Genomic DNA, 12,286 nt, shown 5'->3' with positions numbered 1-12,286 from the left:
GATTGCTCCGATCTGTGGGCGCTGGGAAAACGGCGGTCGGTTTACTGCCTGATGTAGTGTTGCCCCTCTCCCTTGATGAAGGAGATCAGCTTCTGCACCTTGGGAGAGGGAGCCCCCTTGGTGATCACGATGACCGGCCGCGCGACGTCCGGGGTCTTCACGGTCTTGATGGTGGCGTCGAGCATGGTCACCGGGCCGAAGGCGATGGCCTCCGGGTTGGCGGCGACTTTCTCGCGCACGTCCTCGAACCGTCCCGCGTCGACCACGTCGGCGGCGAACGGGGCGTCGCCAAGGGCGAGCTTCTTGAAAGCGGCGTTGGTCGCGGGGTTGATCGAGGAAAGCACGATCAGGATCGGGGCGTCGTTGCCTCCCACCTCTTTCCAGTTGGTGATCTTGCCGGTGAAGATCCCCTTCAACTGGTCCAGGGTGAGCGCGGAGACCGGGTTGTCCTTGTGGGTCACCGTGTAGATCTTGCTGGCGCCGATCTCGGTGGCGACGTAGGTGGACGGGTCGGCGACCTCGATGTTCTCTTTCTTGGCGGTCTTCAAAAGGTCGGCGTAGGCCAGCCCGGCGGTGGAGAGGTCGAGTTCGCCCGCCACCAGTTGCTTGAAGGCGAGGGTGGCGCTGCTGAAGTTGAGGTTCAGGGTGATGCCGGTGCTTTTTTCGAAGGGCTCCTTCACCGGTTTCAGATAGCCATCGATGGGAGCGCCGCCGCCCCCCGCCTTGATCTCTTCACCCATGGCGGTGCCACCGAGAACCATCGATGCGACAAGTGCCAGACAGATCATCCCTCTTTTCATACGTACGTCCCCTCCTGGTTTGGTAGGTCTCTTTGGCGAGACTGGAATATGCGCTTCCATGCGACCGGCGTCGTTACTGCTTGATGTACTTTTTCCCCTCGCCGTTGATGAAATCGAGGAGCTTTTGCACCTTGGCCGAGGGCTTCCCCTTGGTGAGCAGGGTGATGTCGCGCGCCAGTTCCGGTGTCAGCACCGCCTTGACGGAGTCGTCGATCAGGGAGAGCGGGCCGAAGCCGACGGCGGACGGGTTCGAGGCGACGTTCAGCCTCACGTCCTCGGCGGTGGTGGCGTCGATCACGTCCTTGGCGACAGGCTTGTCCCCCAGGAACTTCTTGAAGAACATGCTGTTGGTGCCGGGCGTCAGCTTGCCGAGCACCACCAGGATCGGCGCATCGTCTCCGCCGACCTCCTTCCAGGAGGAGATCTCGCCGGAGAAGATTCCCCGCAACTGCTCGGCGCTCAGCTGGTTCACCTTGTTCTCCTTGTGCACCAGCACCTTGACCTTGTCCTTGCCGATCAGGGTCGGGACGAAGGCGGCAGGCTGGCTCACCTCGGCCCCCTCCTTCTTCATGAGCGCCAACCAGTCCTGGTAGCTGAGGCCCGCCGCGGCGGCGTCGACCTCTCCCTTTTGCAGGTCCGCGAAGGCGTTTTTCGGCCCCGAGGCGACGATGTAGAGCTTCAGCCCGGTCGCCGTCTCGAACGCGGTACGGATCGGTTTGAGGATGTTCTCGGTGGGAGCGCCCCCCGCCCCGATTTTAAGCTCCTCGGCGCCGGCATGGGCGGTGAGACCTGCCAGCAAAGACACGACAATGGCTGCCGCGACGCGCATCACTCTCATAGTTGTTCCTCCTGCTTGTTGTATGGAAACAGAAACGGGTTACCCCTCCTCTCAGCGGAGGCATGTTGTCTATTCGACATTGACTATGAAAACTTGAAAACTAAAAGAAGGGAGAAGGGGGAGGGACTGTGATCGGGAAATGATCTTTACTGAGACGGTGCGGTCTCCGTTGAAAGCGAAAAGAGGAGCCGGAGAATTCCCCGGCTCCTCTTTTCGCGTGCTAAAGCCGGAACTGCTTCACCAACTGCTGCAGTTCCTCGGAGTTGGTGTGCAACCGCGCGGCGGCCGTGGCCGATTCCTGCGCCCCCTGCGAGGTCTGCTGCACGACCTGGGTTATCTGCACGATGTTGCTGGAAATCTCGCTGGTGGTGGCGGTCTGCTCCTCGGCCGCGGTCGCCACCTGGTGGATCTGCATGGCCACGTCGTTGATCTGCTCCAGGATCTCCTTCAGCGCGCCGCCGGACCTGGCCGCCTCGGTTGTGCCGGCCTCGACCTGGTGCACACCCTCCTCCATGGCGATGACGGCCCCCTTGGTCTCGTTCTGGATCGCCTTGATCATCTCGCCGATTTCCCTGGTGGCCCTCGTGGTCCTTTCGGCCAGGGCGCGCACCTCGTCGGCGACCACGGCGAAACCACGCCCCTGTTCGCCGGCGCGCGCCGCTTCTATGGCAGCGTTGAGGGCCAGCAGGTTGGTCTGGTCCGCTATGTCCTCGATGGTGCCGATGATGGCCCCGATCTGGTCGCTGCGCTCGCCGAGGCTCTCGACGGTCTTGGAGGTGTCTCGCACCTTGGCGGCGATCTGGCCCATCACGGTGACCGTTCTTTCGACCACCTCCGCACCGTTTTGGGCGGTCCGCGAGGCGCGTTTCGCCCCCTCGGCAGCCATCTGGCAGTTGCTGGCGATGTCCGAGGAGGTTGCCGACATCTGCTCCCCCGCCGTGGCCACGGTGCCGGCCTGGGCCGCCACCTCCTCGGCGCCGGTGGCGATCTGCTCGGAGGTCGCGTGCAACTGGGTCGAGGCCGAGGCGACCTGGGCTGAGGTGTCGGCGACCTTGCCGATGGTGTGGCGCAGGTTCTCCGCCATCGCCTTCAGCGCGTCCATGAGCTGCCCCGTCTCGTCGGCCGAGGTCGCCTCGATGGAGACGGTGAGGTCGCCGGCACCGATGGCGCTGGCCGCGGCCACGGCGGCATGCAGCGGCCGCGTGATCATCCTGGTGATGACGAGGCCGCACGCGACGGCCACCACCATGGCGGCGATCACCAGGATATACATGACCAGGACGGCGGCGTTGGCGGTCCTCGTGTTGTCATCGGACGCGATTTTGCCTTGCTTTTCCATCAGCTCCATCAGCTTGTTGAGCTGTTCCTGTTCGTGCAGGGCGGCCTTCTTGGCGTCCCCGTGCATGAGAGCCATAGCCTCCTCGACCTTGCCCGCGTGCACGAGCCCGGTGACCTGGTCGATGTAGCCGCCATAGATCTTGCGGGATTCCTTGAACTCGGCGAAGCGCTGGCGCTCCTCGACGGTATCGAGGGCTTTCTCGAAAACAGCTGACCGATCCCCGATCTCCTTGCGCAGCTTGTTGACCATGGCGAGCGCTTCCTGCCGGCCGCCCTCCTCCTTCGCCTCCACGAAATCGCGCAGGTTGATGCGGACTCGCTGGAAAGAGATGGACATCTGGGCGACATCCGCCAACGGGGCGGTGATCCCCTCGTAGAGACGGGTGTCGGCGTCGTCGATCTGGTGGATCTTCAGCACACCTATGCCGCCGACCACCGCACTTATCACCGCGACCAACAGAAAAGCGGAAAGCATTTTGGTTCCAACCTTGAGTCTTGACAGCATCCTGGTCCTCCTCGTGGGTATCAGGTCGATACCGTCCCTCTTCGGATCCCTTTCCCGCTGCCAAATCAGTCATTTCGAAGGGGCTCCTTCGATTCCCCCCCCCCTGTCGCCCGTGTCGGGAATGCCCCGTCACGTCGGCGGTGGGAGACGCCGGGGTGACGAATTTTGCATTGTGAATTTTTTATGGCAGGATTTTAATCATTGTGTCGTTGCCGTTTCCTGGGGACAAGCAGTTATCGCGGCGGATGGCCGCCGAGGGGGAGGAGGAGTCATGGCCAGGTCGATTTTGAGCTACATTTACCCTCCGGGGTGCTTCGCGTTGCCGGAGATCAAGGAGAACCGCTGCGCCCTTTGTGGCAATTTCCAGGTGGACTGCAGCTGTACCGAGTGCCAGCACCCGGTGCTGGTGGACGGCAGGGAGGAGCGCTGCGGCGTGCAGGGCTGCCTGGAGCACCTGTTGGACCGTGAGTTGGTCGCCCGCATCGAGATGCTGGAAAGCCAGCTCGAGGATCTCAGGGAGGAGGCGAAGAACAGGGAGACAACGACCCCTCCCTGCCCGGTGTGCGGCGAGGTGCTGGTCGTGGACATCTACAACAGCGGACCGTATTCCTGCCACGGACATTTCTACGCCGGGGAGAAGTACGGCTGGATCAAGAGAGAGCAGTATTAGGAACCCAAGCGTGACACGGCGCGAGGGCCCGCGGGATATCCCGCGGGCCCTCGTCGTTTCCAAGGGTTGTCGTTGCGTCGCGCGCCGCGATGTTGTATCTATCGAGGAACTTGACGCCCAACGGAGGAATGATGGAGCCGCGCGAACTGTTGCAGCAGATGTTTGAAGCCGCCGTCCAGTCGGCGCGTCCCGAGTGCTGCGTGCCGTGCCACCTTCCGGAGCCCCCGAAAGGAAAGCTGGTGGTAATCGGGGCGGGGAAGGCGTCGGCCGCCATGGCGCGCGCCTTCGAAGATGCCTGGGGCGGCGAGATCCATGCCGGGCTCGTGGTGACGCGCTACGGTTACGAGGTCCCCTGCCGCCGCATCGAGGTGGTGAGCGCGGCCCATCCCGTCCCCGACCAGGCGGGTTGTGCGGCGGCGGCGCGGATGCTCGAACTGGTGCGGGGGCTTGGCGGCGACGACCTGGTTCTCTGCCTGATTTCCGGCGGCGGCTCCGCGCTGACGCCCCTTCCTCTGCCGGGAGTGACCCTGGAGCAAAAGCAGGCGCTCAGCCGGGAACTTTTAAGGTGCGGGGCCACCATCTCCGAGATCAACTGCGTTCGGCGTCACCTGTCGGCCATCAAGGGGGGGAGGCTCGCCGCCGCCTGTCACCCCGCGCGCGTCCTAACCCTCGCCATCTCCGACGTTCCCGGCGACAATCCCGCCGACATCGCCTCCGGCCCCACGGTAGGCGACGCCACCACCTGCCACGACGCGCTCGCCATACTGGAGCGTTACCGCATCTCCTTGCCCGAACCGTTGCGCGACTGCCTCGCCTCGGGAGCCGGGGAGTCGGTAAAGCCGGATGACCCGCGCCTGCGGGGCGCGCAGTTCCGGCTGATCGCCACGCCGCAGGCCGCCCTGGAAGCCGCGGCGCGTGTCGCGCACGGGCGGGGTGTCACGCCGCACATCCTGAGTGATCGGATCGAAGGGGAAGCAAGGGAGGTGGCCAAGGCGCTTGCCGCCGTGGCGCTGCAGGTGGCGCGGCGCCGGCAACCGTTCGGCCCACCCTGCGTCCTGTTGTCGGGAGGGGAGACCACGGTGACCGTGCGCGGCGGTGGGCGCGGCGGACGCAATGTGGAATTTCTGCTGGCGCTCGCGCTCGCGCTCGAGGGTGAACAGGGAATCTACGCGTTCTCGGGGGATACCGACGGGGTGGACGGCCAGGAAGAGGTGGCTGGTGCCTTTGTGGGGCCGGAGTTGCTGCGGCGGGCGTGGGAGATGGGGATCAACCCCAAGCGAAGCCTCGACGACAACGATGGTCACGGCTTCTTCGAGGCGCTGGGCGAGACGTTGGTGACCGGCCCCACGCTCACCAACGTGAACGATTTCAGGGCCATTCTCATCACCGGCTGATCAGGCGCGGCTCTCGGTCATCAGCTTCTTCATCACCAGCACCAGGAAGGCAACCGCGACGATGAGCGCGGTGTCCTCCAGCGACTGCCACGGTTTGAAGGTCAAGGCGGAGTGGCTGTAGTAGTCGGAGATGTAGCGCGCCAGGCCGGCGAGCAGCGAAACCAGGATCGCCCCGCGCCTCCCTCCCTGCCAGGCGACCAGGGACACCGGGGCGAGGTAAAAGATCAGCAGAGAGTAGTCGCCGGTCAGGTAGTCGACATACCCGAGCACCGCGACCAGCACATATCCCGCAGTTACCCATCCCTGCCCGGCATTGAGGACCTTGCGCATGCTACACCCCTGAGTCGCCCCCGATGTGGGGCCAAGTCGCTGCTCTACGGTGTGATACTAAAAAAGCCGCCCGATGTCGATCAACGGGCGGCTTTTTGATGCTACAGGTGAAACCTGAATTACTTCGCAGCCGGGGCAGCAGCCGGAGCAGCAGCCGGAGCAGCTTCTTTCTTCTCGGCTTTCTTAGCAGCTTTCTTTGCTTTTTTCTTCTTGGCAGCTTTCTTAACCGGAGCTTTTTCTTCTTTCTTCACTTCTGCAGCCGGGGCAGCAGCCGGAGCAGCGTCAGCAGCGAAAACAACACCAGCGAAAGCAACAGCAACGAGAGCAGCAACTACGGAAGATACGATCTTTTTCATTTGAGAATCTCCTAAAAGGATGAGTTGAACTTCTTCCCTCTTATAGCATCAGTCGTGCCAGTTTTGAAAAATTATGTAACAACTTGATTTGATTAGGTGACGTGACTTGGTGACTCAGCGCGGTGCACCATAACGTACCTGATTTGCTGCTCTCGGTACCGCAAATGAGGTGAAATCCTAAGAGAGGGCTGGGTCGGCAGCACGGGCGCGATGTCCTTGCCGGCGTTTGACTTGCGTCGCCAAGGTGCTATCAATTTACCGTTTGCATAGTCACAACACTCAAGGAGGAACCACTGATGAAACTCATCGCAGCCTTAACGGGAATCACTCTGCTTGCCGCCAGCACCGTCTATGCCGCTCCCAAGAGCTACCAGGTGACCGGTCCGGTACTCGAAGTCAAGGACGACATGATCGTAGTTCAGAAGGGAAGCGAAAAGTGGCAGATCGCGAAGGACAAGGACACCAAGGTGACCGGCGATGTGAAAGTCGGCAGCAAGGTAACCATCATGTACACCATGAAAGCCGCCAGCATCGAGGCCAAGGACGGTGCAGCCAAGCCGGAGAAGAAAGAGAAGAAAAAGTAGCCGACAACGGGCAGTGACTGGGCCATAGGGGAGGAACCGACATGAAAGAGAAAAGCGTCGTCTACAGCTTGCGGGTCGCGGCCTTCGCCGTGGTCTTTGTGGCAGGGTATCTCAGCGGCTCGATCACCGAGCACCGGGCCAGCGCCCAGATGGGAGACTTGGGGAGCGAACTGCTGCAGCGCGCGGCCGGCAGCGGGGGCGTGATCGGCAGCGTGGCCCAGTTGGGCACCACCATCACCGAAATGGAGAAAAACGTAAGCGGCCTGCAGAAGAACATCGACACCCTGAAGAAGGTGAAGACGGCGCTGGGCGGCAAATAGGCTCTCTTCTGGCAGAGCAGAGAGGGGGCATCCCACCGGATGCCCCCTTTTTTACTGGTTCATCAGGAAATTCCGGGAGGCCGGAGATTATATGCCTCGAGCTTGTGCTCGACATGTCAGAAGTACGCCGATGATTAGGGGGATCCAGCAGCTAGGGACTATGTAGACGTTGTACAAGTACAGGTTCCTGTCGAAGAGCGATACCATGTTAGAAGCCAGCAGCAGCGACAGTACAGCCAAAGCGGAGTGTACTGAGAATCTTGGCCTGACGTTAACGAGCCAAATGATCGGGACCAACAGTATCAGGTAATAATGCCACCAGACCAGAGGCGAGATAGCTAACGTCACTATCATCGCAACTGCGATGCTCGAATCGGAACCGCCCAGCAGACACCTGAGTGACCGGCGTGTGGAGCAAAACATTGCAACAATGCCGAATATCGCACACAGCACCAGGACAACAATTTTAATGCTGTCGGAGGGTTGCCCTGAAACGAAAGCGATAACTGCAGTAGTGGACAAATTGCCGCTGAATAAACCGAAGTTAAGCTTACCTGCAGTTGTGATGTATTGCAGCCATTGGCTCCATACGGTAAAGGATTTAAAATAGATACAGGGTATTGCCAACAATAAAATAACTGAAGTGACGAGTGTGGCCAGTAATCTGATGATTTCCTCTCGTCGGTTGAGTAATAAAAGGGGTGCCGCAAAGGTAGTGGCAATCAGTGCGAGGTTCGGCTTGATGAGTGTGCCAAATGCGATTAAAGCCAGGAAAATGCAACGGGATGCAAAACTCGCCTCATGAGATCTGACCTTTTCGAAGTAGTAAAGCCCGATGGAAACAGCACTAAACTGAAACAGGTTGAGGTTGCCAAGGTTTAAGTCGGAGCGAAAAGGCTCATATAGAATAATGGCAAATAGCAGGACCAAAAACGTCGACAACGAATCAAACCGCTTGAATAAAAGGACTATGGAAAAAGCAAACAAAGAAAGGTCGCAAGCCAGAAATGTACCGTAGGACTGGGAATAATTTTGCGGGAAAAGGGCGAAAAGCGTAAAGAGTAGCGGTGTGGCCGTCGGTTCCAACCCATAGTCGTAAAGTTGGTGATTTGTTTTATTGGCAACCTGCAGCCGTTCGTCGGGAGTTGCTTCGCTTATTGCATCAAGAATCTTTCCGTACTGGCTTTTTGCAAAATAAGGGGCGGGCAAGGAGTGGTCGCTTGCTTTCATAGCACTGCCAATCCCCCACATTTGGTAAAAATCAACAGCGATAGACGTTTCGTATTTGTCCCACGCCGAGTAACTACCACACACGAGTATTATGGCGATGAGCGCCCATGTCACTCTCTTCATTACCACTCCTGTTAAAGTGTGTTCGGTCTTTACGGAGCCACCGGTAGAATTGCACAATGCTAGCGGATCGTACACTCCCTGCTGTCCCGGGAATCCCTACGTGCCGGACAGTTCCGCTACCAAACCGTCGATCCTCCGGTTGAACTTCTCGGCGCTGCGGACCTGCACCTGGCGCACCTTTTGGGCCATCTTTATCGCGCTGCTTATCTCCGCAGTTGTGGCGCCTGCCTCACGGGCGGCTTTAAGATGGTAGTCCAGTCACTCGTCGCAGCCGGAGCCGATGGAGGCTCCTATGGCAACCAGTTCCAGTACCCGCGCTTCGACCGCCCCACAACTTTCCTGTTTCATCTGACACTGTTCCATGCCGCTTCTCCTCCTTGTTGGATTTGCCTCAGCTAACCTGTGCCTCGTCTGCAAAATGCCGCCGCTGGAGCCAGAAGGCTACGTTGACCAGAGCGATCATCACCGGCACCTCGACCAGCGGCCCGATCACCGCCGCGAAGGCCGCGCCGGAATTGAGGCCGAAGACCGCCACGGCCACCGCGATGGCCAGTTCGAAGTTGTTGCTGGCGGCGGTGAAGGCGAGCGTGGTGGTCTTGGAGTAGTCGGCCCCCAGCTTCTTGCCGAGGTAGAACGAGACCAGGAACATGACCACGAAGTAGATCAGCATGGGGATGGCGATCCGGACCACGTCGAGGGGGAGCTGTACGATCAGGCTTCCTTTCAAGCTGAACATCACCACGATGGTGAAAAGAAGTGCGACCAGGGTGATCGGGCCGATGCGCGGCACGACTTCCCGGTGGTAGCGCTCCACCCCAAGAGCCTTGACGCCGATCAGCCTGGTGACCGCGCCGGCGATGCAGGGAATGCCGAGGTAGATGAAGACGCTCTCGGCGATCTGCCTGATGCTGACCTCGACCGTGCTGCCGGCGAGGCCGAAATAAGGGGGGAGGACGGTAATGAAAAACCAGGCATAGACGCTGTAAAAGAGAACCTGGAAGATGCTGTTGAACGCCACCAGCCCCGCCGCGTACTCCGTGTTCCCCTTGGCCAATTCGTTCCAAACGATCACCATGGCGATGCAGCGCGCGAGGCCGATCATGATGAGTCCGACCAGGTACTCCGGCTTGTCCGGGAGAAAGACGATGGCGAGCACGAACATCAGTACCGGCCCGATGACCCAGTTCTGTACCAGGGAGAGGCCGAGCACCTTCTTGTTCTTGAATACCTCGGGCATCTCCTCGTAGCGAACCTTGGCGAAGGGAGGGTACATCATGAGGATCAGGCCGCAGGCGATGGGGATGTTGGTGGTGCCGACCTGGAAGCGGTTGATGAAGGATTCCACCCCGGGGACGAAGTAGCCGATGGCGACGCCGACGGCCATGGCTGTGAAGATCCAGAGGGTCAGCCAGCGGTCCAGGAAGGACAGTTTGCGGGAAAGATGTTCGCTCATGAGCCTCCTCCGAAGTATTCCAGGATCCATGATTTGATTTCATCGCGCACGCGGCGGAACTCCGACAGCACCTCTTGCTCGCTGCCGACGCAGCGCGAGGGATCGTCGAAGCCGCGGTGGTCGCGTTGCGTGCCGCCGATGTACAGTGGGCATTTGTCGTTGGCGTCCCCGCACAAGGTCACCACGTAGTCGAAGCTCTCGCCGTCGAACTCATCCAGGGTCTTGGATCGGTGCCCGGAGATGTCGATCCCGATTTCGGCCAGGACCTTGATGGCCAAGGGGTTGACGCGGGTCGCCTCGGTTCCCGCCGAGCGGGCTTCGAACCGGTCGCCCAGGAGGTGGTTGGCCAGTCCCTCCGCCATCTGGGAGCGGCAGGAGTTGTGGGTGCAAAGGAACAGGATCTTCTTTTTAGGCATGTGGCTTCTCCTGCAACTTCATTTTTCACGGCTGCGACTATATCTGTGAATTCACAAATGGTCAAGGTCACCACGGCAGAACTTACAGCCCCCGCGTCGGCCTTTCCTTCCCGTCGGCCGCGTAATTTTTGTGACACGCGGCACAGCAGACTTCATTTCCCTTGGCTCTTACCCAAGGGGTCACGTTCTTGGTGTCGCACCAGTCGCAGTACCAGATATAGCTGTCTCCTACCGCCAAAAGTTCCATGGTCATTCTCCTTTTCTTCTCTCTTTTTTAGTGCGCCCATGCTAGCGCGCCGATGTTGCAGTCGTGTTGCAGACAGGTGAAAATCCACCTGAAGAAACAGAGGTCTGCGGGGTGTCGTTTTCACCTGTTGATAACGTGGATGTCGCTGTGGATTCGTTACCCAGGCGTAACATGCCTGATGGCGCGGACGCGGCGCGTGGATTGGGCACCCGGCCTGTGAATAGGGAACTGGTGGGGCTCTCCGGCGAGGGAATTGGGATGCTGGCGGCGGGCAAGGAAGAGGCTTGTCGAGATTGTAACAATCGGTTTTCTGGGGATAACCGCGCCCAACGCTGGTTACTCGACACCCATTGACAGGGGATTTTACTTTGGAGATAATTCGTAAACCTACCGGGGCGGACTTACCCGTTTCCGGAGCCGCAGGAGGACGTTGTGCGCGAACGAGAGTACTATACCTTCGAAGAAGAAGATCCCTGGGAAGGAGTGCGGCTCACCAAGGAAGCAATCCGGGCGCGGGCGACGCTGCTCTTCTACACGGCGTTGGTGAGTGCGCCCTATGTCGCCCTGGTGGCGCTGGGGGGATACTTGGGCGGCCTCATGTCCCACGAGGTGCTCGGCGTCACCTGTTACAACGCCATGATCTCCGCGATCTTCTTTTTCGACACGCTCAGGAATGCGGCACACGACTGTTTCGAGAGGGCGCAGGCGGAGGGGCTGGTTACCTGCCGGGAAGGGATACCGATTATCGATCCGAGTTACCCGCACCGCCGTCTGGCCCGGCTCGCCTTTGCCATACGCGGGCGAGTGGCGCGTGCGGTGCAAAAGTAACCCTGCAGCGAACAGCGGCACACCAATAGAAAAAGGCCAGTCCCAAGAGACTGGCCTTTTCGTTTCGGCGCGCGACGAAACTATCGGCCGGAGGAATTCTCGATGGCCTTCCCACCGCTTTGCATGTCCTGGCCGACCCCCTTGACGGTGTGGCACCCGGCGAGAGCCCAGATGCTGGTCAGAGTAAGCATGACTGCAGTAGCAATTTTGCGTTTCATGATGTCCGCCTCCTTTCTGTTTTAGCAGAAGTAACCGTAGCTGGATTGGTGACAGTTAATGTTATCACGGCCGCGCAAAGATCGCAAATTTAGCGCCTGCGCAGGTAACTGCACACGATCGCACGGTTAAATTTTATCGAGAGAGTCTACTGCGGAAGTCCTTCCCGTAAAAATAGTCGAGGGTGTTGTCACCCCGATAGCCGTGCGGTTATACGGGAGGCGACCTCGTGAGGGACGGATGGTAGTCAGCGGCCAAATGAACGAGGTGGCAGCTAAGATACGTAAGACCGTCGTTGAAATAAAGCAGGTCGTTAGGAATTTAAACATGGTCCTGGTTGATTTGAGCGAAGCATCTCATTAACGGCTATCCCTGCTCACTAGCCTGTACGCGTGTGTCATGGACTACGCCAGGACCCATTTCAAGAAAAATTCGGGTAGATGAGAGATTTGCAGGTGGGAATATCATTTTCGGCGGCGATAGGAAGGTGTGGGTGACGGGGCGTCTTGATGATTTATACCTTCGCGTTTGGCATCCGCGGGCCTGCTTTATTTGATCACGTCTTACGTTGGAAATAACAGACCTGCTTTAATTTGATAACACTCTTACATTAGAGGCAACAGACCTCCTTTATTTTG

Annotated in this window: 15 protein-coding genes; 5 read left to right on the top strand and 10 right to left on the bottom strand. The window is 59.4% G+C overall.

Going from position 1 to position 12,286, the window contains the following annotated elements:
• Positions 1 to 41 precede the first annotated feature (41 nt).
• The 3 genes from KOL99_RS00425 to KOL99_RS00415 all read right to left on the bottom strand — a co-directional run bounded on the left by KOL99_RS00425 (position 42) and on the right by KOL99_RS00415 (position 3,481).
• Positions 42 to 800: a substrate-binding domain-containing protein gene (locus tag KOL99_RS00425; protein WP_216508424.1), complete on the bottom strand. Its 759-nt coding sequence runs from the start codon at positions 798 to 800 to the stop codon at positions 42 to 44.
• A gap of 73 nt (positions 801 to 873) precedes the next feature.
• On the bottom strand, positions 874 to 1,638 hold the full coding sequence (locus KOL99_RS00420; RefSeq protein ID WP_216508422.1) for a substrate-binding domain-containing protein: 765 nt from the start codon (positions 1,636 to 1,638) through the stop codon (positions 874 to 876).
• Between the two features lie 220 nt (positions 1,639 to 1,858).
• A complete protein-coding gene (locus KOL99_RS00415) occupies positions 1,859 to 3,481 on the bottom strand; it encodes a methyl-accepting chemotaxis protein (protein WP_216508420.1) in 1,623 nt (540 codons plus the stop codon).
• Positions 3,482 to 3,752: 271 nt separating this feature from the next.
• Between KOL99_RS00415 and KOL99_RS00410 the strand changes: the two genes are divergently transcribed.
• Together KOL99_RS00410 and KOL99_RS00405 are read left to right on the top strand one after the other, a co-directional pair.
• Positions 3,753 to 4,151, top strand: coding sequence for a hypothetical protein (locus KOL99_RS00410; protein ID WP_216508418.1), 399 nt, complete (start codon positions 3,753 to 3,755; stop codon positions 4,149 to 4,151).
• Between the two features lie 131 nt (positions 4,152 to 4,282).
• Positions 4,283 to 5,545, top strand: coding sequence for a glycerate kinase type-2 family protein (locus KOL99_RS00405; RefSeq protein ID WP_216508416.1), 1,263 nt, complete (start codon positions 4,283 to 4,285; stop codon positions 5,543 to 5,545).
• Here KOL99_RS00405 and KOL99_RS00400 read toward each other — a convergent pair whose 3' ends face one another.
• Together KOL99_RS00400 and KOL99_RS00395 are read right to left on the bottom strand one after the other, a co-directional pair.
• Entirely contained in the window at positions 5,546 to 5,875 is a 330-nt protein-coding gene (locus KOL99_RS00400) for a hypothetical protein (RefSeq protein ID WP_216508414.1), read from the bottom strand.
• A 119-nt stretch (positions 5,876 to 5,994) separates the two neighbouring features.
• The gene (locus KOL99_RS00395; protein WP_216508412.1) at positions 5,995 to 6,231 is read right to left on the bottom strand and encodes a hypothetical protein; all 237 of its coding nucleotides are present in this window, start codon (positions 6,229 to 6,231) and stop codon (positions 5,995 to 5,997) included.
• 296 nt (positions 6,232 to 6,527) lie between these two features.
• Between KOL99_RS00395 and KOL99_RS00390 the strand changes: the two genes are divergently transcribed.
• Positions 6,528 to 6,815, top strand: coding sequence for a hypothetical protein (locus tag KOL99_RS00390; protein WP_199396089.1), 288 nt, complete (start codon positions 6,528 to 6,530; stop codon positions 6,813 to 6,815).
• Positions 6,816 to 6,856: 41 nt separating this feature from the next.
• Positions 6,857 to 7,135: a hypothetical protein gene (locus KOL99_RS00385; protein WP_216508410.1), complete on the top strand. Its 279-nt coding sequence runs from the start codon at positions 6,857 to 6,859 to the stop codon at positions 7,133 to 7,135.
• A gap of 87 nt (positions 7,136 to 7,222) precedes the next feature.
• Here the strand turns inward: KOL99_RS00385 and KOL99_RS00380 are convergent, their stop codons facing one another.
• The 4 genes from KOL99_RS00380 to KOL99_RS00365 form a co-directional block, all read right to left on the bottom strand.
• Positions 7,223 to 8,488, bottom strand: coding sequence for a glycosyltransferase family 87 protein (locus KOL99_RS00380; protein WP_216508408.1), 1,266 nt, complete (start codon positions 8,486 to 8,488; stop codon positions 7,223 to 7,225).
• Positions 8,489 to 8,879: 391 nt separating this feature from the next.
• Positions 8,880 to 9,941, bottom strand: a complete 1,062-nt coding sequence (gene arsB, locus KOL99_RS00375) for an ACR3 family arsenite efflux transporter (RefSeq protein WP_216508407.1) — start codon at positions 9,939 to 9,941, stop codon at positions 8,880 to 8,882.
• A complete protein-coding gene (locus tag KOL99_RS00370; RefSeq protein ID WP_216508405.1) occupies positions 9,938 to 10,357 on the bottom strand; it encodes an arsenate reductase ArsC in 420 nt (139 codons plus the stop codon). Before KOL99_RS00370 ends, arsB begins: the two co-directional genes overlap by 4 nt.
• An 82-nt stretch (positions 10,358 to 10,439) precedes the next feature.
• Entirely contained in the window at positions 10,440 to 10,604 is a 165-nt protein-coding gene (locus KOL99_RS00365; RefSeq protein WP_216508403.1) for a hypothetical protein, read from the bottom strand.
• Between the two features lie 432 nt (positions 10,605 to 11,036).
• Between KOL99_RS00365 and KOL99_RS00360 the strand changes: the two genes are divergently transcribed.
• Complete coding sequence (locus KOL99_RS00360) at positions 11,037 to 11,432, top strand: hypothetical protein (protein WP_216508401.1); 396 nt, start codon at positions 11,037 to 11,039, stop codon at positions 11,430 to 11,432.
• A gap of 80 nt (positions 11,433 to 11,512) precedes the next feature.
• Here the strand turns inward: KOL99_RS00360 and KOL99_RS00355 are convergent, their stop codons facing one another.
• Positions 11,513 to 11,650 carry an entericidin A/B family lipoprotein gene (locus tag KOL99_RS00355; protein ID WP_199390744.1) on the bottom strand — a complete coding sequence of 46 codons (138 nt, stop codon included), beginning with the start codon at positions 11,648 to 11,650 and terminating at the stop codon, positions 11,513 to 11,515.
• Positions 11,651 to 12,286 lie beyond the last annotated feature (636 nt).

It is taken from the genome of Geomonas azotofigens, assembly GCF_018919395.1.
Classification (GTDB): domain Bacteria; phylum Desulfobacterota; class Desulfuromonadia; order Geobacterales; family Geobacteraceae; genus Geomonas; species Geomonas azotofigens.
Note: the sequence above shows the minus strand (reverse complement) of the source record. Positions and strands in the feature narration are given on the sequence as shown.

Bases quoted from the DNA above. Each gene is read 5' to 3' on its own strand.
- KOL99_RS00395 (WP_216508412.1), bottom strand. From the start codon at position 6,231: ATGAAAAAGATCGTATCTTCCGTAGTTGCTGCTCTCGTTGCTGTTGCT.
- KOL99_RS00390 (WP_199396089.1), top strand. From the start codon at position 6,528: ATGAAACTCATCGCAGCCTTAACGGGAATCACTCTGCTTGCCGCCAGC.
- KOL99_RS00385 (WP_216508410.1), top strand. From the start codon at position 6,857: ATGAAAGAGAAAAGCGTCGTCTACAGCTTGCGGGTCGCGGCCTTCGCC.
- KOL99_RS00355 (WP_199390744.1), bottom strand. From the start codon at position 11,650: ATGAAACGCAAAATTGCTACTGCAGTCATGCTTACTCTGACCAGCATC.
- KOL99_RS00425 (WP_216508424.1), bottom strand. From the start codon at position 800: ATGAAAAGAGGGATGATCTGTCTGGCACTTGTCGCATCGATGGTTCTC.
- KOL99_RS00365 (WP_216508403.1), bottom strand. From the start codon at position 10,604: ATGGAACTTTTGGCGGTAGGAGACAGCTATATCTGGTACTGCGACTGG.
- KOL99_RS00400 (WP_216508414.1), bottom strand. From the start codon at position 5,875: ATGCGCAAGGTCCTCAATGCCGGGCAGGGATGGGTAACTGCGGGATAT.
- arsB (WP_216508407.1), bottom strand. From the start codon at position 9,941: ATGAGCGAACATCTTTCCCGCAAACTGTCCTTCCTGGACCGCTGGCTG.
- KOL99_RS00370 (WP_216508405.1), bottom strand. From the start codon at position 10,357: ATGCCTAAAAAGAAGATCCTGTTCCTTTGCACCCACAACTCCTGCCGC.
- KOL99_RS00380 (WP_216508408.1), bottom strand. From the start codon at position 8,488: ATGAAGAGAGTGACATGGGCGCTCATCGCCATAATACTCGTGTGTGGT.
- KOL99_RS00420 (WP_216508422.1), bottom strand. From the start codon at position 1,638: ATGAGAGTGATGCGCGTCGCGGCAGCCATTGTCGTGTCTTTGCTGGCA.
- KOL99_RS00405 (WP_216508416.1), top strand. From the start codon at position 4,283: ATGGAGCCGCGCGAACTGTTGCAGCAGATGTTTGAAGCCGCCGTCCAG.
- KOL99_RS00415 (WP_216508420.1), bottom strand. From the start codon at position 3,481: ATGCTGTCAAGACTCAAGGTTGGAACCAAAATGCTTTCCGCTTTTCTG.
- KOL99_RS00410 (WP_216508418.1), top strand. From the start codon at position 3,753: ATGGCCAGGTCGATTTTGAGCTACATTTACCCTCCGGGGTGCTTCGCG.